The following is a 21029-nucleotide window of genomic DNA, read 5'->3' as shown; positions in this document are numbered from 1 at the left end:
TTAACCTCATCCCTCAGGTTTTTATTTTTTCGCCTTACATCACTTCAAAGAACTTTCCTCTTGACATTTCAAGAGCTGGTGAAAAACATCCCGAAGGACTCTTTCTATCTATTTTCTCATCCCCTCTTTATCCCTTCTCTCCTCCTCTTCACTCTTTCTTTTTCCGTTCCTTCCGAACAGGAGTGCAAAGGTAGCTGAACTTTTTTTCTTTGCAAAATATTTGAGTGTTTTTTTTAAAATTTTGGAACCGCTAAATCAGGCCTACACTCCCCTCTCCCTATCTTTTCAATCCCTTTTTGCCTCTCTTTTTCCAAATCCCTCAACACCGTTTGTGTCGATTGGGAGTGCAAATATCAGGGATTTTATCCACGATACAAGAGGTATCTCAAAAAAAATCTCAAAACATTCCTAATGGACTGATAGTGAAGATAAAAATTTTAACCGTAGAAAATTTGTTATTCGAAAAAAATCTAATGAAAACGATGATCATAATTTCAACATATTAAAAATAGCCAATTTTTATTCTGAATTAGACTACTAACTCAAAATCTAAAGGTAGGTAAAGGATCCAAATATTGTTTTTTCGGACTCTTTGTGGAAAAGATATAGCGAATGCTCAATTCATGACTTCCCCCGCTTACTGATTGCCCAAGTTTGGAAATAGAAAAATCAAAACTATATCCCAGTTCCAGGCCTGAATCCAACACCAGTCCAACCAAAGCAATCAAAGATTCACTATTGGGTAATTCATATTTAGTCGGAAGGCCCCGGTACCAGAGACCTAAAACCAAGGGTTCAAAGAAAAATTCCCCACCCAAGTCAAGTTGCGAAAACTCCCCTTGTCTTTTATAATTAAAAGCTAAGGCAAAAGACCGCACTTGATCTGTATTATTAACGTAATCATTGATATTCCCAGGAGCTAGGTTCCAACGATAGCCCCCATGCACTGCATACCGCATCGGGAGCTCATTCGCTTCCAAATCCAAATAACTTATCGGTGGCTCCAGTAAGTGAAAAACACCTAAACCCAACCAAAAATCAGGACTTAAATACAAGCCCCCCACATGCAAATCTGCTGCAGTAAGTTGACTTTCTCCTTCAAATCCATCTCCAGGCTCGCCAATAATCACACCCCGATCGATATCCAGCTGATCTCCTAAAATCACACCATCAAACAATCCATCACGCATCATTAGCCCCCCTTGTACCCCAAATTGAAAAAAACGGCGTTCTCCAAATCTCAAACGATAGGAATAATTTATACCTACTTCGGTTTGTTGGCTTTGGGTAAATGAGTCCCGAGTTCCCGTGATCAAAATACCAAGACCACTGTTAAGGGGATCAAAGTAATGATCACCGTAAACAGAATATGCCAGAAAACTTTGGTCTAAAGCAGGCCATTGATTCCGAAAACTCATTCCAATTCTGGTTTGGTTAGTACTGCCTGCAAAAGCCGGGTTGAGGTATAGGGGATTGGCATAAAATTGAGAAAATTGGATATCCTGAGAAAAACAATCTACCCCAATCAGAACACTCAGCACCACTACCAATATCTTTCTCATCGTATCAATCTAAACTTACCCGATTCTTTTACCGATTCCCCATCTACAGAAACCGCATTGAACCGAAACACATAGGTGCCCGCATCCAAAAGCTTTCCATTCAGGGTTCCATCCCAGCCTGCTTCCTGTAGGTCATCTGACCTGAAAATCAATTCACCCCATAAATTAAAAATCAACAACTCAACCGAAACCAGGCCTTTGTATTTAGGTGTAAAAAACTGATTTGTATTTGCACTTGGAGTAAACCCTGTAGGAAACATCACTCGATAACTTTTGGTAATCGAAACCCGCTTTTTAACCGAAGCCTGGCAGCCATTTTCATCGATAATTACCAGTTCTACCTCAAATTCCCCCTTTTCCCCAAAAACATGAGCAGGGTTTTCGGATGCTGAACTTGCTCCGGGCTGAAAAACCCATTCAAATGACTCCGCTCTATCATCGGATAAATTAGTGAACTGGATGGTGTCATCTGCAAAAATTCCTCCGTCAGCATCTCCTTTGATCCCAGTTCCCGCAACTTCAAACTCAAAATCTGCCAAAAGCTCCTCCTGATAAATAAGAACGTCAAAATCCACTGCAGGACCAAAACAGTCTAAGTCTTTATGCTTCACCTCCAATTGATAGGTACCCGACTCAGACAGTTGTCTGATCTCTTCATTGATCCACTCCACTCCAGCTTTACTCAGGCGATAGTCAAACTTTTCGAGATCGAAATTAGCGATAGCAGACCATCCATCCACAGGTTCATTGGGAACACAACCCACCAGTGGCAAATTCAATTCGACCTGGGGAAGGTCAGGATAATCGACAGCGATTTCATTGGAAAATGCCGGACAGTTTTTTCGATTATATACTCTTACGCTATACCGTCCTTCCTCGGAGATTTGAAGCGTTTGCGAAACCTCATTCTCCAATATCTTTCCATTTCTAAACCATTCAAATCGCTCATAATCTTCCTCCCCGACCGCCTCTAAGCTTAGATTTTCATCAGGACAAAGCCGGATTTCGCTCATTTCTTCTTCACTTCCGTTCACCCGTAATGTCACCGGTTCTGGAGATTCTTCAATGAGCAAGGTCATCGAATTCCCCGAAGAAGTTTTTCCATAAGTATCCGTAATGGTATAATAAACCGTCACACGCTGGTTTGTAAACCCTTCATTTGGAAAAAATGTGAAATCTCCTCCTTCATCGGAGGCTCTAAAAACTCCCTCTGGTAACACCAACGCTCTATTCTCTTCCCTACATTTCCCCTGAGCGCAAACATCTCCCTCCTCTTCTTGGATATCTTCCAACGAACTGTAAAACTGCAAACAACGGATTTCTGAATTTGGGTTGGGCAAAACCACTTCTTCATCGGTGATAAAGTAGGTGTTTTCCTGACCTTCGCAACTCGCTTTGTCCGAAAAATCAACCCCTTCTGGGTTTACTAAGCCGTCATCATTGGAAACCTCAACGATTAAGTTTCGTATTTCATGAAAATTGGTCTCTCCACCCGTGGATGCCGAAAATCCAACTTTCAGATCCTCCGGCGCTTCAAAACGGTAGGGCAATCGCTCAAAGATGGAAATCAGCCTCGAGTTATTGGCTTGGGTGGTGTATTGCATTTCGACCGTAATCAAATAGCCTACATCATTCGGATTAGGTTCCAAATTGATGAAAACTTTTCGGTACCCAGGCTGATTGGGGTCCGTGACTCGGGTGGTCCCTACTCCACCGGAACTTATCGGGAACTGTTGATCAGCAGGCAAACCATCGGCTCCAGCTTCCATCGTCCGACGTCCTGCAATAAAATCATAGCCATTAAATCCATTTCCCGGACCACGAATAACGATGGCATCTGGCACTTGTTGATCGCCCACCCCCGGAAACCCACCGGATCTGGACTCCGTGGAGTTTCCAAAATTGCCAAATTCGTCAAACCCAATGCCTAAATAAGCCCCAGAAACTCCCGGTTCATTATTTCTTTTGGAGTATCCAAGAGAACCTCCAAAACCACCAATGCTAAAGTTCGGTACCTCTGCATCGTAGAGAAAAAAAGCAAGCCCATCTGCTCCAGTACCCCCATAGGAGAAATATTCAAAGGAGGCTTTGATTCCAAAAACAGAAGAAAATGGAATATCCACGTAAACAAACCCACGCTGATCCAATTGATTAGAAGTCAACCGAAGAACATCGGCAGCAAGTACTGCATCTGCCCCGAAAACGGTGGCGGATTGTGTGCCATTTCCCTGAAAAGTCTCACAATAGGGAAAGCCCACCTGGCCCACCACTGAATTTGTTATCAAAAACAGGGCAATAAAAAATCCTGACACACCTTTAAAATCATACATAATGGGCTAAAATAGACCGAATAGGTTAGAAAATAAAAAAACCTCTAAAATTTTGACATTTTAGAGGTTTAATGGTTAGTCCCTGAAGTTACCGGAGTATGGTCTGAACTCGATCTGGACCTACTGACACCAATTTGATCGGCACTTGAAGTTCTTCTTCCAAAAAGGAAACATACTCTTTTAACTCCTTGGGAAATTCCTCATACGAGCGAACATCTTTTAAGGAGCAATTCCAACCTTTTAATTTTTTGTAAATGGGCTTCACATCCATATTGGATACTTCGAAACTTAATTGATCGATTTTCGCTCCATTTGGCAACTCATACTGTGTGCAAACTTCCAATTCCTCAAAAATATTCAACACATCTGCTTTCATCATAAATAATTGAGTTACCCCATTAATCATGATGGAATATTTCAATGCCGGAAGATCCAGCCAACCACATCTGCGGGGCCTTCCTGTTGTACTCCCAAATTCATTCCCTTCTTTTCGCATATCTTCTCCAGTTTGATCAAAAAGTTCGGTAGGGAAAGGACCGCTTCCCACCCGGGTGCAATACGCTTTGAAAATCCCAAAAACTTCGCCAATCCGAGAAGGGGCTACCCCTAAACCCGTGCAAGCTCCCGCTGTCATCGTACTCGAGCTGGTCACAAACGGATACGATCCAAAATCAATATCCAATAAAGAACCTTGAGCGCCTTCGGCCAAAATTCGTTTCTCCTCGGCTAAAGCCTGATTGACCACATACTCACTGTCAATCAAATTTAAGGTTTTGAAAAATTCAACAGCCTCAAAAAACTGACGCTCCATCTCCTCCAATTGATCCAACGGATAATTGTAAAAGGAAAGGGTGGTTTTATGCTTGGCAACTAAAGTCTGATATTTTTCTTGGAAATCTTCACTTAAAATATCCCCTACCCTGAGGGCTGATCGTCCGATTTTATCCTGGTAAGTGGGTCCAATACCCTTTAAAGTAGAACCGATTTTCTTATCTCCTTTGGATTGCTCCATAGCCGCATCAAGGAGCTTATGGGTAGGAATAATGATCGTCGCTTTTTTGGAAATCACCAGATTTTTCCGGTAATCAATAGAAAATTTACCCAGGCCATCGATTTCTTTTTTGAGGACAATAGGGTCTAATACGACTCCATTACCAATAATATTGAGGATTTGCGATCTAAAAATTCCAGAAGGAATTTGATGCAAAACATGTTTGATTCCATCAAACTCAAGGGTATGCCCTGCATTGGGGCCACCTTGAAATCGTGCGACGATTTGGTAATCAGGAGCTAAAACATCTACAATTTTGCCTTTTCCTTCATCTCCCCACTGGAGACCCAGCAATACATCCATCTTCATTTGAAGTGCGGTCTAAACGGTTTATCTAAGACTTTTTGAAGGGCGAAATTTGCGATAAGCCCATAGAAAACCAAGTGAAAGCCTGTAAATAATTCTAGAATAACTCCCTATTCCTATAGGGACTGAATTTTCACAACTTAAAAAAAGAAAATTCTTCATTTAATTTCACTTCCTGTTTTTGAAGTCTTCAATCGAATCAAATACGGTGAAAATATTATTTAATTTGGTGATAATCAGTAATTTTTTAACATGATCAGAAGGCGCAGTAAGATAAACCTCCCCCCCTTTGTTTCGCATTTTAGTCAGCATGGTAATGAGCAAGCCAATACCACTGGAACTGATGTACCGAACCTCACTCAAGTCAACAACAAAGTTTTTAGCTCCATCTTCAATAGCATCCGAGACGACTTCGACCAATTTGGGACCAACTTCATCTCCGATCAAATCTCCGGTGACAAATAGGTAATGGGCTTGAGTATCCTTTTCAGTTTTATAAGTTAATTTCATAGTTCTTCAACGGGTCTATTTTCGCACTTCTCTTTGGTGCAGTTTCCATACAAAATCAATGAATGATGGAGAACCTGAAAATTTAAAATATCACCTACCGTATTCTGAATATTCTGAATACGCGGGTCACAAAACTCCAATACTTGATTACAATCAACGCAAATCAAATGATCATGCTGTTTAAATCCATAGCTTTTTTCGAATTGCGCCAAATTTTTACCAAACTGATGCTTGGTGACCAAATCACACTCGACCAACAAATCCAACGTATTGTAAACAGTTGCCCGGCTGACTCGGTAATTTTTATTCTTCATACTGATGTACAACGATTCGACGTCAAAATGGCCAGACCGAGTATAAATTTCTTCCAAAATCGCGTAACGTTCGGGTGTTTTTCGGAGTTTTTGATTTTCCAAATAAGCAGTAAATATCTTTTTGACCTCTTCGAAATGAGCTGTATTCAAGGACATCTTGTGTTTTTTTTTCAAATATAACTTTTGTTCCTCAGAAAAGATTCAATCGCCTAGTCGAAGCGGGAAACCTTGATGATCCCCTCCACTTCCTGTAAATTTCGCATCAGCTGATCCAAATGTTGCGTATTGTGTACATACAGCTTGATTGTCCCTTCAAAAATCCCCGCATCCGAATCTACGGTAATCGATCTCATATTCACTTTCAATTCATTGGAAATTACCTTGGTGACATCATTGATCAAGCCTACCCGATCAGTACCTACAATATGTAATCCTGCCAAAAAGGCAATTTCCTTTTGGCTCGTCCATCGTGCTTTAATAACCCGGTTTCCATGATTGGAAAGAAGTTCCAAGGCATTGGGGCAAGAAGTTCGGTGAATTTTAATCCCCTCATTGACTGTCACAAACCCAAAAACATCATCCCCTGGAATGGGATTACAACATTTTGCCAAAATGTAATCCACCACATCCATATCTTCCCCGATTAGGAGCTGATCATGGTCCGGGCCTTTTAGGTTTTTGATTTCTTTGGTAAAGGAAGACTCGTCCTTTACTTTTTCTTGGATAGCCTTATGCTTGAGCTTTTGATTTTCTTTAAAATCTTTAAACGATTTGATCGTAGTGGGATCAATGATTCCTTTTCCAACTCGATAATAAAACTCATTGGCGGTTTTTAATTCAAAATAAGCCCGTAATTTATCTACCGTCTCGGAATTGAATTCCATTTTCATTTGCTTCAGCTTACGCTGAACGATTTCCTTGCCATCGCCAATGGCGGACTTTTTGTCTTCACGAAGGGCATCTTTGATTTTGGCTTTTGCCCGCGAAGTAACCACATTGTTGAGCCAATCTTCCGTAGGCTTCTGCTTGTTGGAGGTGAGTATCTCGACCTGATCACCGTTTTTGAGCTTATGGTTGATCGGGACTAGGCGCTGATTTACCTTGGCTCCTATGCATTTAGCCCCCACTTCGGTGTGGATTTCAAAAGCAAAATCTAGTGCCGAAGCCCCAAATGGTAGCACCTTCAAATCTCCCTTAGGCGTAAACACAAAGATTTCTTCATGGAAAAGATTCCCCCTGAAGTCATCCATAAATTCAATGGCATTTCCCTCATTGGACTCAAGCATGCTTCGGACTTGAGTAATCCATTCATCCAAGCCGGACCCTGATTTACCGGCATGTTCCTTTTCTTTGTATTTCCAGTGGGCCGCATAGCCACGTTCGGCGATCTCATCCATTCGGTTGGTCCGGATTTGCACTTCGACCCACTGACCGGTATTACTCATTACGGTGGTATGCAATGATTCATAACCATTGGATCGTGGTGTACTGATCCAATCTCTCAATCGATCTGGGTTGGGCCGATAAAAATCTGTTACTATCGAATATACCTGCCAACAATCTGCTTTTTCATTTTCCAATTCACTTTCCAGAATAATCCGAACAGCAAAAAGGTCATAGACCTCTTCAAATGGAATTCCCTGCTTTTTCATTTTGTTATAAATGGAAAATACAGATTTAGGACGCCCTTTGATACTGAATATAAACCCCTGCCGGTTTAACTCCTCCTCAATGGGGTGGATGAAGCTTTTGATGAATCGATTTCGATAGCTTTTGGATTCATTGATCTTGTTGACGATATCGCGATAGGTATCGCTATCGGTGTATTTCAAATAAAGGTCTTCCAGTTCGGATTTGATTGCATATAGCCCAAGCCTGTGAGCCAACGGAGCATATAGATACATAGTTTCCGAAGCAATCTTCAGTTGCTTATGGCGAGGCATACTGCCAAGCGTCCGCATGTTATTGAGTCTGTCTGCCAACTTGATGAGGATCACCCGCACATCGTCGGAAAGGGTCAATAGCATTTTTCGGAAATTCTCAGCTTGCTGGGAACTTCCGTATTCAAAAACCCCTGCGATTTTAGTAAGTCCGTCAATGATGGTCATGACTTTCTGACCAAACTCCCGCTCAATATCTTCCAACTCCCATTCAGTGTCCTCCACCACATCATGAAGAAGCGCGGCCACGATGGAGGTGGTTCCCAGTCCGATTTCCTCCACGCAGACCAGTGCCACCTCCAATGGATGGTAGATATAGGGTTCTCCTGACTTTCTACGCATGTCTTTATGCGCATCCAGAGACACGTTAAATGCTCGCTTGATCAATTTGGCATCCCCCGGTTTCAAAATCGGTTTGGCCTGCCGAAGTAATCTGCGATATCGTTTTAGAATCTCTTTTCGTTCTTCTTCAATGTCCACTTCAATCATAGAGAAGGAATTTAATACAAAAATGGGTGGTTTAGTATAAGTTTTTCGAAGATTCTTGAATTTTTTTTAACCCGTCATTTGCAAATTCTCTTTTAGTACCTACATTTGCATCCACAATTGAGACGGGGATCAAAACCTCTCAATTTGAATACTGCGGATGTGGCGAAATTGGTAGACGCACTAGACTTAGGATCTAGCGCCGCGAGGCATGGGGGTTCGAGTCCCTCCATCCGCACCTATACCGAACCCTCAATCACTACACTGTCTTTGCGAAGCAGGAAAGAGATTGGGGGTTTTTAGTTCACTTTCATCTTAAAATGTAAAAGCGCTTTGGAAATCACATTAGACAAGCACTCAGCAAATCAAGCTTCAATTAAAATTAAACTAACTGAAGCAGATTATCAACCGAAGGTAGATGCGAAATTGAAAGACTACGCAAAAAAAGCCAATATTCGTGGCTTTAGACCGGGTAAAGCTCCAATTTCGATGGTGAAAAACATGTACGGAACCTCCGTATTGGTAGAGGAAATCAATACCCTACTCGGTGAGTCGCTCAATACGTATATAAAAGAACAGCCATTTCGCATTTTGGGAGACCCCCTTCCTGTAGAAGCAACTGAGGAAAAAATTGACTGGAAAACTCAAAAAGAATTTGATTTTGAATACAAAATCGGATTTATTGAGAATTTTCAGCTTCCTCTTGACGATACCATTGAAGCAAACCAATACTCCATCCAGGTAGATGATAAACTTGTCAATGAGACTATAGAAAACCTTAAGTCCCAATACGGAGAAAGCAGCAATCCTGAGAAAGCTGAAGCGGGCGATCATGTCTATGGCGACTTAAAATTGGTAGATGGTGAATTCTCTAAAACACTTTCCCTTCCACTACCTAAAGTTTCCAAAAAATTTGCAAGTAAATTCATCGGTCTCAGCAAAGGTGATGTAGTTGAATTTGAAGGCAAAGAGGTGAAAAAAGGAGAGTGGTCCGAGGCATTTGGCCTAGCAGAGGATGAACTTGAACACAGCAAAGGATCTTTTACCTTTACGATCCAAAATATCAATCGAACAACCGAAGCTGAACTCAATCAAGAATTTTTTGATAAAATCTTTGGACCGGACCAGGTTGACTCCGAAGAAGGGTTTGTACAAAAAGTACGGGAAACGCTCCAATCCAGTTATGACCGTGAATCCAAGGTTTTCACTGAAGAGGAATTAAAAAAAGTCTTGGTAAAAAAGGCCAACCTTGACCTTCCTGAAAATTTCTTAAAAGAATGGCTTCTCAAAGCCAATGAAGGAAAAGTAAGCGAAGAAGATGTGGAAAAAGAGTTTCCACAATATGCGCAGCAATTGACTTGGTCTTTAATCTCCAATGAGCTAGCCAAAGCAAATGAAATTAAAGCAGAGCATGAGGAGGTCATTGAAAAAACCAAAGAAATGATCCGTGAGCAATTTGCTTCATCCGGATTGGGATCTCAAATGGAGAGCAGTATGGATTTGTTTGTAGACAATTACCTCAAAGGGGAAGAAGGCCAGAATTACATGAACATGCTCACCTCGGTTCAAAATGAAAAAGTTTTAAACTTTGTCAAAGAGAAGGTTAAGCTTACCGAAAAGGTCCTAACAATTGATGACTTTAAGGAACTTTTAGAAAAGTAAACTCCTTCTTAATTGAATTAAAAAAGTCCTTATTCAAGGGCTTTTTTTATTTTTGTTTACCACAACATATCAAAACATGATCAATAAAGAAGAATTCAGAAAATACGCCATTCACAATCAGGGCGTCAGCGGGACAGCATTTGACCAGTACACGCAACACATCGAAAACATGACTCGGTCTGTGATCGAAGAAAGACCACAAAACTTCAGAGAAATCGACGTGTTCTCCCGACTCATTATGGACCGAATAATATTTTTAGGAACCGGGGTAGATGACCACATCGCCAATATCATCGTGGCTCAACTTCTTTTTTTGGAATCCGTTGATGCCAAAAAAGACGTGCTCCTTTACATCAATAGTCCCGGTGGGTCAGTAACAGCTGGGTTGGGGATTTACGATACCATGCAGTACATCGGCCCAGATGTAGCGACCATTTGTACTGGAATTGCTGCGTCTATGGGGGCTGTATTATTGGCTGGCGGTGCCAAAGACAAACGCTCCGCACTGCAGCATGCCAGGGTCATGATCCATCAGCCGTCGGGAGGCATGCAGGGCCAGTCCAAAGACATGGAAATTTCCCTCAAATTGATTTTGTCCATGCGTCAGGAATTATATCAAATTCTTGCCAATCACACTGGAAAAACCTACGAAGAAATTGAACGAGATTCTGATCGAGATTACTGGCTCAAAGCACCTGAAGCCAAAGAATATGGTCTAATCGACGAAGTACTTATTAAAAAAACAGTCTAATGGCTCAGGTAACCTGCTCATTTTGCGGTAGAAATAAAAAAGATGTTGATCTGATGGTGTCGGGGATTTCAGCCCATATCTGTAATCTCTGCATCGATCAAGCACACATGATTCTTGGGGAAGAAGAAAAAACCAAGAAAAGTGTCGGCAGCAAACCCAAATTCAAACTCAAAAAACCAAAAGAGCTGGTCAGCTACCTGGATCAGTATGTAATTGGTCAGCAGGATGCCAAAAAAGTGCTTTCGGTCGCTGTTTACAATCACTACAAGCGTCTTCAACAAAAGGTCGATCCTGACGAAATTAAAATCGAAAAATCCAATATCATCATGGTAGGTGATACCGGGACAGGTAAAACCTACCTGGCCAAGACACTGGCTAAAACACTGGAGGTCCCTTTTTGTATTGCGGATGCTACCGTGTTGACTGAGGCTGGTTATGTTGGAGAGGATGTGGAGAGTATTTTGACCCGACTTCTTCAGGCAGCAGACTATAATGTGGAAGCTGCCGAAAGGGGGATTGTCTATATCGACGAGTTGGACAAAATCGCACGAAAGTCCGACAATCCCTCCATTACTCGGGATGTCAGCGGAGAAGGTGTGCAGCAAGCCATGCTAAAACTGCTTGAGGGCACCATAGTCAATGTACCGCCACAAGGTGGAAGGAAGCATCCTGATCAAAAAATGATTGCCGTCAATACAGAAAATATTTTGTTTATCTGCGGTGGAGCATTTGATGGGATTACCCGTCACATTGCCAAAAGACTGAATACCCAACCTCTGGGTTTTTCCAAAACCAAAGGCGAAGTAGTGGCAGACCGAGAAAATCTGCTTCAATACGTCACTTCTCAGGACTTAAAAGCCTTCGGGCTGATTCCGGAATTAATTGGACGCTTACCTGTTTTGACCCACTTAGACCCATTGGATAAAGATGCGTTGAAACAAATTCTCACTGTTCCTAAAAATGCGTTGGTGAAACAATACACCAAATTATTGGAAATGGAAGGAGTCGAATTAATTTTCGAGGAAAGTGGAATTGACTTCATCGTAGAAAAAGCAGTGGAATACAATCTAGGTGCCCGTGGACTTCGCTCCATTTGTGAAGCAATCATCACGGATGCCATGTTCGAATTACCCTCAGATGAAAGTGTTAAAGAATTAATTATAGACGAAGAATACGCAAAATCTCAATTTGACAAGTCTAAATTCAAGCGATTGCAAGTCGCCTAAAGCCCACTAAAACAAAAAAAACCAGCGAAATCGCTGGTTTTTTTTTGTTTGTTAGCTCAGGTAGGAATTTAATCCAACTCCACTTCAAAGTAATATTCGGTTCCATCTTGGAACATACCTAGGATTACCAATTCCTCCCCTGAAAGTTTATTCAATTGATCCAATAAATCATCTACATTCTCAATCCTACTTCTACCATTTTCACTAATGATCGAAGTAATGATAAATCCGGACCGAGCTCCTGCTCCTCTCCATTTAGGACTTCCCACTGAGGTAATTAATGCTCCTCCAGAGACTCCTAATCGTTCCAGCTGCTCCTCGGAAAGATTTTCAAACATCACGCCTTCGAAATCATAGGTTTTAGGAACTACTTTTTCCACGATATCAACTCCCCCTTCAAAGTTTTTGAGTGTAGCCTGCGTTTTAAAAACTTCCCCATCTCGAATATATTCCACTTCGACTTGGTCACCTGGACGTTTTCGAGCCACCATCTCTTGCAGGATGGCCACATTGTTGGTCTGTCTTCCATCCACCCCAACAATAATATCTCCTGCTTGTAAGCCGGCCTCTTTGGCACCACTATCCTCATTTACACTTCCGATATAAACACCTTGCTTGACTGAAAGCTCTTTTCCGAGCTGCTCCTCGAGTTCGGGCGAGACATCATTGATGTTGATCCCAAGAAGACCTCGTTGCACAGCTCCATATTCCATCAGGTCATCCATAACTTTTTTGACCAGGGTACTGGGAACCGCAAAAGAATATCCGGTAAAACTTCCCGTATTGGAAGCAATTGCAGTATTGATCCCAATCAATTCTCCGGCAAGATTAACCAGGGCACCTCCAGAGTTACCTGGATTGACCACTGCGTCAGTTTGAAGAAATGATTCAATTTGTAAATTATTTTCTACTCCTCTGAGAATGCCAATATTTCGTGCCTTGGCTGAGATGATCCCAGCAGTAACAGTGGAATTCAAATTAAAGGGGTTTCCAACAGCCAAAACCCATTCTCCAACTTGGGTTTGATCTGAATCACCAAATTTCACAAAAGGCAATCCTTCCTCTTCTATTTTCAAAAGAGCCAAATCCGTTGTTGGATCAGTTCCGATTACCTTGGCGATGTAACGATTGTTATTTTCCAACGAAATATCAATCTCTGATGCTCCTTCTACCACGTGATTGTTGGTCACAATATAGCCATCAGGAGAAATAATTACCCCTGAACCTGAACTCATCGGAGCTCGCCTCCCCTCTCCCTGACCACCACGTGGCGGCAAACCAAACCACTCCTCTAACGGGTCTCGTTGTGATCTGGGATCGTAAGAAAGGGTGCTTTTTACGTGGACTACCGCAGGAGTAACAATACCTGCAGAGGCCACAAAATTAATCCCGTCAGGGATCGTGAAATTGTCTCCATTGAGTAAGTTGACAAAGCTAGTCTTCTGCTTTTCGTCAAAGGTGGTTGCTTCTCGGGGCTGCACAAGAAAACTCAACCCTGCCAACGCTACTAAGCCTCCAATCACGGAAGCAAGGAGCATACCTAGAAAGAAATGTTTTTTACTCATCATGTATGGGTTATGTTTGAGTGATAATACCAAATCCTAAGACTCAAGAATGGAGCCCTAGGATTTGAACTGCTAGTCAAATTAACAAGAATTAACCGCTTTTTAGCTTTCTTATAAATTTAACACCAAAGCGGAAAGGGAGTTTACCCCAGCACCAAATTATTTCACTTCAATGGCTGATTTGAGAACTTTTTTTTCCGCCTTTGGCAAGGTAATTTTCAATACTCCATCTTCATAAACGGCTTCTATTTTCTCAGAAATTACATTGTCCGGCACATAAAAGGAACGGGAAAATGATCCGTATTGGGTCTCTATACTGTGAAAATTTTTACCTTCCTTCTTCTCTTCGATTTTCCGCTCTCCGGAGATGGTTAATCTTCCCTCAGTCAAGTCTACATGAAAATCCTTCTTTTTCATTCCGGGCACCGCAACTTGGATTTCAAAGCCCTGATCGTCCTCTGCAATATCAACCGCCGGATTAAATTTTCTCATTTCCCCTGTTCCAAAGGATTCATTAAACAGCTTATCAATCATTCCACTAAAAGAAGAAGGGTAAGCTGGGTCTAGTTGGTTGTATCTTACAAGTTTCATGGTTTTGTTGGTTTTGTTATTCGTTTTCATAGTCAAGAAATTCTATACCAAGTGAAAAATTAAGCCATATTGACAGAAAAAATATTCAAAATTTAAGATGATTAGTCATTTTGGCAGGATTAGTACATGCCTCTTCCGGTATTTCCAAATGATCAATCGATTAAAAATTGGGGAAGCCCAAAAATTGGATCGTCAATCGCAAGGAGAAACGGGATTAATTCCCATTTAGACCTCCCACTCCACCCCAAGTACCCTTCGGCATTGGGCGGTTTCTTGCTTTTACACCCTGAGAGGCGGATGTGGTGTTGTTTTCAATTATCCTTCTAGGAAATCACTTTTAGCTATCCTTCGAATTCGGTCCTATTCTTTTGACAAGGGGCCTCCTTACCGAGTTGATCCTCCCTTACCAGTGGCAAGGTTTAGGCCTTCCCAGGCAACAACGATAACTTTCTTCTCACATTCCCACTACATTTATCCTGTTGTTTAAGAGTAGTATAGGATTTGGGTTTGTTTGGCAAGCTCATCGAGACAACTTTGGACTCATTTAGGTAGACTCTGGTGGTCAGGCCAAGAATTTACCGCTGGCTTCCTTCAGATTTCACCGGATTGCGAACCCCTTTGCTTCAAGCTAACCCCTCCAACCGCCAAGGCGTGTTTGGAACTTTCACTCTACAGCTATTGTCCATGCCGGGTTCATTATAAAAAAAACCCTGAAAAAATTTTCCAGGGTTTCATTGCCATTCACTTCATTTCATTTACGCTTTTTTGACATTGATGGCATTCGGTCCTTTTTTACCATCTTTGACATCGTAAGATACTTTGTCATTTTGAGCAACCTTGTCAACCAAGCCGGTAGCATGGACGAAGACTTCGCTTTGGGACTCATCATCTACTATAAATCCGAATCCTTTGGCTTCATTGTAAAATTTTACTGTTCCGGTAAACATAATAACTTGTTATAAATTGTAATTGAAAGTGATTTAAAAATAAATATTCAGCCAAAAAAAACAAAATAATCATTTTTAATTTTAAAGAAATGAAAAAAATTATTTTGATAAGACATGCAAAATCCGCTTGGAATCAACCTTCGTTGGTCGATCATGATCGTCCTCTGGCACCAAGAGGATTAAACGCCGCCCCTGAAATGGGAAAGAGATTGGCTAAAAAAGGAATACATCCAGACAGAATTATCACTTCGACCGCAGAGCGGGCAAGATCCACTGCGCAATTTATCGCTGCCGAATTAAATGCTACTGAAAACAGCATTTGGCTAGTGAAGGAATTGTATCATGCCACTGCTCAAACCCTAATTTCTACCCTAAAAAATCTCCCCGAATCCGTGCAAACCGTCATTTTGGTAGGCCACAATCCAGGCATGAATGAGCTGGTTTATCACTTAGGTGGGAGAATTGAAAACCTTCCCACAGCGGGAGTTTTTGCCGTAAAATCTACCGCACAATGGAAGGATTTCAACCCTAAACAGGTTGACTTTTGGTTTCTTGATTTTCCCAAAAACCGAAACTAAGGAAGCTGGATATTTCTCACATCCTGGATTACCTCAGGAAATTTTTCCACGTTCCCAAGCAGGTATCCGATCTTTTCAGCAACAAGATCAGGAGCCGTTAAGTCTCCATTCGCTTTAAAGGCTTTGAATTTCTCCAATTCAGGAAAATTCGTCTCCTCAGATTTCCTGATATCTTCTTGCATGGGGGTATCCACGATTCCCGGGGCTAAACTGTAAAAATGAAAGGAGTCCGATTTATTGTCTCGATCAGCTACCATGGTAAACATGGCCAAAGCAGCTTTGGTACTACAATACCCTCCCCATCCCGAAACTGGACGAGTGGCTGCACCGGAACTGATATTACAAATAATTTTCTCTGCTGGACTTGACTTATATTTTTTTATAAAGGCATTGGTCAAAAACATGGGAGCCAGTAGGTTTAAATTAACCTGCTGTCTTAATTCTTTGGGAGATAGCTCACCGATCGGCTTTATTTCCCCTATCCAGCCCGCATTATTAATTAAAATCAGTTGGCCGAAATCTCCATTGGGAAAAATTCCGTCCAATTCATTTTGCAGCACAGGCAAATCGGATAAATCTAGATTCCGTTCGGTTAACTGAGGATGATCAAGTTGGATAGAACTTCTGGAAATCGCTAGGACTTGAGTCCGATCAATTTTCAAATAATAATCCAAGATCGCTCGTCCCAGGCCTTTGCTGTGGCCAGTAAGAATCAAAAGTGTTTTAGACATGGGTGAAAGGGTGATGGTTAGTATTTCCTATCAAGGATCGACCCAATTTTTCACAAAAAGTTATAATTTTTTATATCAACCTGATTAACAGGTATTTACATATTTAAATAAATTGAACATTTAAAAGAAAGTGGGCGAACCCACCTTCTTTAAATCCTATTTTTGTGAACTCCCCATTTGTTAAAGACACATGTGCTTCGTTCTTCACTGCAACTTGCTTACCGCTTAGAAGAGTGAAAAGTCTCACTGTTGCTTCACCCGTGTACTCGCAAGTCCCTTTCGAGGTTTTAATGTCTTATCCTGGCAAGGTAAATACACTAAATTTGTTGCTTACATCCAAACCCCTAAAGATGGTTTGGTTTTACGCTCCGTTCTATAAAATATACTGAGACAAATCTCGGTTCTTGACCAAGGTACTCAGCCTTTCTTGCACCATTTCATGAGTGATCATAATCTTTGAATTGGGTTCGATGGTATCGGGTACCTCAAAGAGGAAATCATTTAACAAATGGGACATCACAGTATGCAATCGACGCGCACCGATATTTTCCACCTCTTGATTAATCAAAAACGCCAACCTTGCCAATTCCTCGATAGCGTCCTCGGTAAACTCCAAAAATACTTCTTCCGCTTCAAACAAGGCTTGATATTGTTTAGTCAAGGCATTCTTTGGCTCCCGCAAAATTCGAGAAAAATCCTCCTCAGTCAGCGCATTTAACTCCACTCGTATGGGAAATCGACCTTGTAATTCAGGAATTAAATCCGAGGGTTTACTCACATGAAATGCACCGGCAGCGATAAAAAGTACATGATCAGTATTTATCACCCCGTATTTTGTATTGACAGAGGTGCCTTCCACGATAGGCAACAAATCCCGTTGCACCCCTTCCCTACTGACATCTGGCCCACCACCATTTTTCCCTGATTTAGAGGCGATTTTATCGATTTCATCGATGAAAATAATCCCATTATTCTCTGCCAATCGAATCGCTTCTTCCTTCAACTCATCAAAATCAATCAATTTCGAGATTTCCTCCTCCAATAACACTTTTCGTGCTTCAGCGATGCTCAGCTTTCGCTTTTTCATCTTCTTGGGCATCATGCCGGAGATCATATCCTGAAGACCAGCCATACTGGCATCGTCCATCATCCCGTTACCAATCATTCCAATTCCGACTGGAGAGGATGCCTTGACATTAATTTCTACTTTTCGATCATCGAGTTCTCCATTTCGAAGTTTCTCCCGAAACCGCTCCCGGGTGCGTTCATTGAGTTCCTCATCGGATTGAGGTTCCTCTGACTGACCGATGCTCAAGTTTTTCTGTTTGAAACCGGTATTTTTGACCGGAGGAATCAAAATATCGAGAATAGTTTCTTCCACGGCTTCGGAAGCTTTTCCCTTCACTTCTTCATTTTTTACTTCCCGTACCAAATGAACCGACTGCTCTACGAGGTCTCGAACCATACTTTCGACATCTCTCCCTACATAACCGACTTCTGTAAATTTCGATGCTTCCACCTTCGTGAAGGGAGCTTGAGCAATTTTAGCAAGTCTTCTGGCTATTTCAGTTTTTCCCACACCAGTGGAACCGATCATGAGAATATTATTGGGAACAATATCCTTTTGAATATCCGACTTCACTCTCATTCTTCGGATTCTGTTCCTTAATGCAATGGCTACGTTTCGCTTAGCATCTTTTTGTCCAATAATATATTTGTCCAGCTCAGCTACTATCTGTCTGGGAGTAAGTGATAGTTTTTGATCCATGATTTCTGTTTTTTTAAGTTTTCCTAAAGCTCAAACTGAAGGAAGAAAAAAGGGAAAGGTCAAATTTTCCTTTCCCCTCATTTTTAGCTTGGATGTGACTCCGGATTGAATGAAAACTGGACCGGTCGGTCCACTTTGGACTTCAGTAAAGCAATATCCAAAACTTCACCAACCCGATCTACAAAATGAAACTCCAGGCCTTTGAGATAGTTTTCATCGATTTCTTCGATATCCCTTTTGTTTTTCTTACAAAGAATTATCTCTTTGATTCCCGCTCGTTTTGCCGCCAAAATCTTTTCTTTAATTCCTCCTACAGGAAGCACTTTTCCGATCAAACTAATCTCACCAGTCATCGCTACTTTTGCTTTGACCTTTCGCTGGGTGTAAACTGAGGCCATGGCTGAAAGCATCGTGATCCCGGCTGAGGGACCGTCCTTGGGCACCGCACCAGCAGGCACATGAATATGCAAATCGTATTGATCAAAAACCCGATGGTCAATGCCTAACTTATCGGCTTTTGATTTGAGGTAAGAAAGTGCCGTCACAGCGGATTCTTTCATCACATCACCCAACTGACCAGAAAGGGTCAACTTGCCCTTTCCTTTACTCAAACTGGATTCGATGAACAGAATTTCTCCTCCTACACTAGTCCAAGCCAGACCTGTCACTACTCCTGCAACCGAATTATCCTGATAGGTTTCCTTATCAAACATCTCCGAACCCAAAATCTTCCGAACTGCATCCGGAGTAATTTTCGGATCGTATTCCTCTTCCATAGCAATGGATTTGGCTACATTTCGGATAACTTTGCCAATAGCTCTTTCGAGATTTCTCACGCCCGATTCACGGGTATAATCCTCGATAATTTTCACCAAAGCAGATTTATCAAATCGAACCTGATTGGTCTTCAAACCATGCTCTTTGCGTTGTTTGGGAACCAAATGTCGCTTGGCTATTTCTACTTTTTCCTCCTGGGTATAACCAGTCACCTCGATGATTTCCATCCGATCCCGCAAAGCAGGCTGAATGGTATCCAACGAGTTGGCAGTTGCAATGAACAATACTTTGCTCAAGTCATATTCCACTTCGAGGTAATTATCCAAAAAGGCAAAATTTTGTTCGGGGTCTAATACCTCCAAAAAGGCTGAACTTGGATCTCCTCTAAAGTCGGAAGAAAGCTTGTCTATTTCGTCCAAAACAAATACCGGATTGGAGATTTTAACCTTCTTCATATTTTGAACAATCTTCCCCGGCATGGCTCCCACATAGGTTTTTCGGTGTCCCCGGATTTCAGCTTCATCATGCAATCCTCCTAAAGACATCCGGATGTATTTTCTACCCAAGGCTTTGGCTATGGATTTCCCCAGGGATGTTTTCCCTACCCCCGGAGGTCCATAAAGGCATAAAATCGGCCCTTTAAGGTCATTTTTCAATTTGAGTACCGCCAAATATTCAATAATCCGGTCTTTTACTTTCTCAAGTCCAAAATGATCTGAATCCAAGATTTTCCGCGCATGTTTAAGATCAAAATTATCCTGGGTAAATTCATTCCATGGCAGCTCCACCATCGTCTCGGCATAATTTAGCGCGATGGGATACTCCGCCGCAGACGGATTGATTCTCAAAATTTTATTCAGCTCTTTTTCAAAATGAAGTGCTACCTCTTTAGGCCAGTTTTTTGACGCTCCCCGTGCCCGGAGATCTTCCACTTCTTTTTCGGGGCCTTCCTCACCCAGCTCGGTTTGAAGAACTTTCATTTGCTGCCTTAAGAAGTAATCCCGCTGCTGCTGATCAATATCGGTGTGTACCTTTTTCTGAATTTCAGACTTCAGTTCCAGCATTTGGATATCCTTCATCATAAATTCCAGCAATAGGGTCGCTCGCTCCACACCATCGTTGATTTCAAGTAAGCGCTGCTTGGATTCGACAGGAGCATTGATATTAGAGGATAAAAAATGCGTTAAAAATGGCGTATTATCAATGTTATCCAACGCTACTTGGGCTTCTCGGGGAATCTCAGGATTGAGATGAAGAATTCTGGTGGCCGCCTCTTTCAGAGATTCCTCAAGTGCTTGAATTTTCTTGGAGCTTTTTGGAAAATTCTCCTCCAGAAAATTGACTTTGGCAATAAAGTAAGGATCATCGGTTATTTCTTCTTTGATTCGAAAGCGCTTTTTCCCTTGGATAATGATAGTTGTATTTCCATCGGGAAGAACAATCATTTTAATGATTTTGGCTAAGGTGCCCACATGATAAATATCCTCCCAAGAAGGGTCATCGTTATTGGGATTGATCTGTGCACATACGCCGATGAATTTATCTCCTTTGTGTGCCTTTTTGACCAATTTAATCGAGCGCTGTCTACCCACCGTAATGGGAATTACCACACCTGGAAACAATACCGTATTTCTGACCGAAAGAATGGGGATCTCCTCCCCTGTTAATTCCTTACCCTGCTCTTCCTCTTCTTCATCAGTGATCAACTGGATCAAGTCTCCTTCTGCTACGTAATCACCGCTCATAAGATTATCGAATAGGGGTTTTTCAAATTGACTCATATAGACATTTTGACAGTCAGACTGCCTGTTTAAAACTTGGTTAAGGGTAGAACCTCCAATTTAGGAAGGTTTCCCGTTTAAGTTCAATGGCCATGCCAAAGGATTTAAGACGTCAGAATGGCAGGCCGGCATTGAAATATGTCGGATCTAACT

Annotated in this window: 16 protein-coding genes and 1 tRNA gene; 5 read left to right on the top strand and 12 right to left on the bottom strand. The window is 41.7% G+C overall.

What is annotated here, in order from left to right:
* Positions 1-542 precede the first annotated feature (542 nt).
* The 6 genes from Q0L00_RS03605 to Q0L00_RS03580 all read right to left on the bottom strand — a co-directional run bounded on the left by Q0L00_RS03605 (position 543) and on the right by Q0L00_RS03580 (position 8502).
* A complete protein-coding gene (locus Q0L00_RS03605) occupies positions 543-1562 on the bottom strand; it encodes a type IX secretion system membrane protein PorP/SprF (RefSeq protein ID WP_297335494.1) in 1020 nt (339 codons plus the stop codon).
* Positions 1559-3892, bottom strand: coding sequence for a PKD domain-containing protein (locus tag Q0L00_RS03600; RefSeq protein ID WP_297335493.1), 2334 nt, complete (start codon positions 3890-3892; stop codon positions 1559-1561). Before Q0L00_RS03600 ends, Q0L00_RS03605 begins: the two co-directional genes overlap by 4 nt.
* Positions 3893-3980: 88 nt before the next feature.
* Positions 3981-5252 (bottom strand): adenylosuccinate synthase, encoded by a 1272-nt coding sequence (locus tag Q0L00_RS03595; RefSeq protein ID WP_297335492.1) that lies wholly within the window; start codon positions 5250-5252, stop codon positions 3981-3983.
* Positions 5253-5417: 165 nt separating this feature from the next.
* Positions 5418-5759: an STAS domain-containing protein gene (locus Q0L00_RS03590; protein ID WP_297335491.1), complete on the bottom strand. Its 342-nt coding sequence runs from the start codon at positions 5757-5759 to the stop codon at positions 5418-5420.
* Positions 5756-6229, bottom strand: coding sequence for a transcriptional repressor (locus Q0L00_RS03585; protein WP_297335490.1), 474 nt, complete (start codon positions 6227-6229; stop codon positions 5756-5758). The genes Q0L00_RS03590 and Q0L00_RS03585 overlap by 4 nt, the downstream gene beginning before the upstream one ends.
* A 53-nt stretch (positions 6230-6282) precedes the next feature.
* Complete coding sequence (locus Q0L00_RS03580; protein ID WP_297335489.1) at positions 6283-8502, bottom strand: bifunctional (p)ppGpp synthetase/guanosine-3',5'-bis(diphosphate) 3'-pyrophosphohydrolase; 2220 nt, start codon at positions 8500-8502, stop codon at positions 6283-6285.
* 153 nt (positions 8503-8655) lie between these two features.
* On the opposite strand from Q0L00_RS03580, the gene Q0L00_RS03575 reads away from it, so the two are divergent.
* The 4 genes from Q0L00_RS03575 (at position 8656) to clpX (ending at position 12138) form a co-directional block, all read left to right on the top strand.
* Positions 8656-8737, top strand: a tRNA-Leu gene (locus Q0L00_RS03575).
* A 95-nt stretch (positions 8738-8832) separates the two neighbouring features.
* Complete coding sequence (gene tig / locus Q0L00_RS03570) at positions 8833-10161, top strand: trigger factor (RefSeq protein ID WP_297335488.1); 1329 nt, start codon at positions 8833-8835, stop codon at positions 10159-10161.
* Positions 10162-10237: 76 nt separating this feature from the next.
* Positions 10238-10912 (top strand): ATP-dependent Clp protease proteolytic subunit, encoded by a 675-nt coding sequence (locus Q0L00_RS03565; RefSeq protein ID WP_297335487.1) that lies wholly within the window; start codon positions 10238-10240, stop codon positions 10910-10912.
* The gene (gene clpX / locus Q0L00_RS03560; RefSeq protein WP_297335486.1) at positions 10912-12138 is read left to right on the top strand and encodes an ATP-dependent Clp protease ATP-binding subunit ClpX; all 1227 of its coding nucleotides are present in this window, start codon (positions 10912-10914) and stop codon (positions 12136-12138) included. Before Q0L00_RS03565 ends, clpX begins: the two co-directional genes overlap by 1 nt.
* A gap of 68 nt (positions 12139-12206) precedes the next feature.
* Here the strand turns inward: clpX and Q0L00_RS03555 are convergent, their stop codons facing one another.
* The 3 genes from Q0L00_RS03555 to Q0L00_RS03545 all read right to left on the bottom strand — a co-directional run bounded on the left by Q0L00_RS03555 (position 12207) and on the right by Q0L00_RS03545 (position 15241).
* Positions 12207-13703: a trypsin-like peptidase domain-containing protein gene (locus tag Q0L00_RS03555; RefSeq protein WP_297335499.1), complete on the bottom strand. Its 1497-nt coding sequence runs from the start codon at positions 13701-13703 to the stop codon at positions 12207-12209.
* A gap of 159 nt (positions 13704-13862) precedes the next feature.
* Positions 13863-14294, bottom strand: coding sequence for an Hsp20/alpha crystallin family protein (locus Q0L00_RS03550; protein ID WP_297335485.1), 432 nt, complete (start codon positions 14292-14294; stop codon positions 13863-13865).
* A gap of 755 nt (positions 14295-15049) precedes the next feature.
* Positions 15050-15241 carry a cold shock domain-containing protein gene (locus Q0L00_RS03545; protein ID WP_297335484.1) on the bottom strand — a complete coding sequence of 64 codons (192 nt, stop codon included), beginning with the start codon at positions 15239-15241 and terminating at the stop codon, positions 15050-15052.
* 89 nt (positions 15242-15330) lie between these two features.
* On the opposite strand from Q0L00_RS03545, the gene Q0L00_RS03540 reads away from it, so the two are divergent.
* Positions 15331-15819: a histidine phosphatase family protein gene (locus Q0L00_RS03540; RefSeq protein ID WP_297335483.1), complete on the top strand. Its 489-nt coding sequence runs from the start codon at positions 15331-15333 to the stop codon at positions 15817-15819.
* Here Q0L00_RS03540 and Q0L00_RS03535 read toward each other — a convergent pair.
* The 3 genes from Q0L00_RS03535 to lon all read right to left on the bottom strand — a co-directional run bounded on the left by Q0L00_RS03535 (position 15816) and on the right by lon (position 20876).
* Positions 15816-16550 carry an SDR family NAD(P)-dependent oxidoreductase gene (locus tag Q0L00_RS03535; RefSeq protein ID WP_297335482.1) on the bottom strand — a complete coding sequence of 245 codons (735 nt, stop codon included), beginning with the start codon at positions 16548-16550 and terminating at the stop codon, positions 15816-15818. The two genes, Q0L00_RS03540 and Q0L00_RS03535, sit on opposite strands and share 4 nt — an antisense overlap.
* Positions 16551-16923: 373 nt before the next feature.
* Positions 16924-18318 (bottom strand): ATP-dependent protease ATPase subunit HslU, encoded by a 1395-nt coding sequence (gene hslU, locus Q0L00_RS03530; protein WP_297335481.1) that lies wholly within the window; start codon positions 18316-18318, stop codon positions 16924-16926.
* A gap of 83 nt (positions 18319-18401) precedes the next feature.
* Entirely contained in the window at positions 18402-20876 is a 2475-nt protein-coding gene (gene lon, locus Q0L00_RS03525) for an endopeptidase La (RefSeq protein ID WP_297335480.1), read from the bottom strand.
* Positions 20877-21029: the final 153 nt, after the last annotated feature.

It is taken from the genome of Algoriphagus sp. (genome assembly GCF_024305035.1).
Classification (GTDB): domain Bacteria; phylum Bacteroidota; class Bacteroidia; order Cytophagales; family Cyclobacteriaceae; genus Algoriphagus.
Note: the sequence above shows the minus strand (reverse complement) of the source record. Positions and strands in the feature narration are given on the sequence as shown.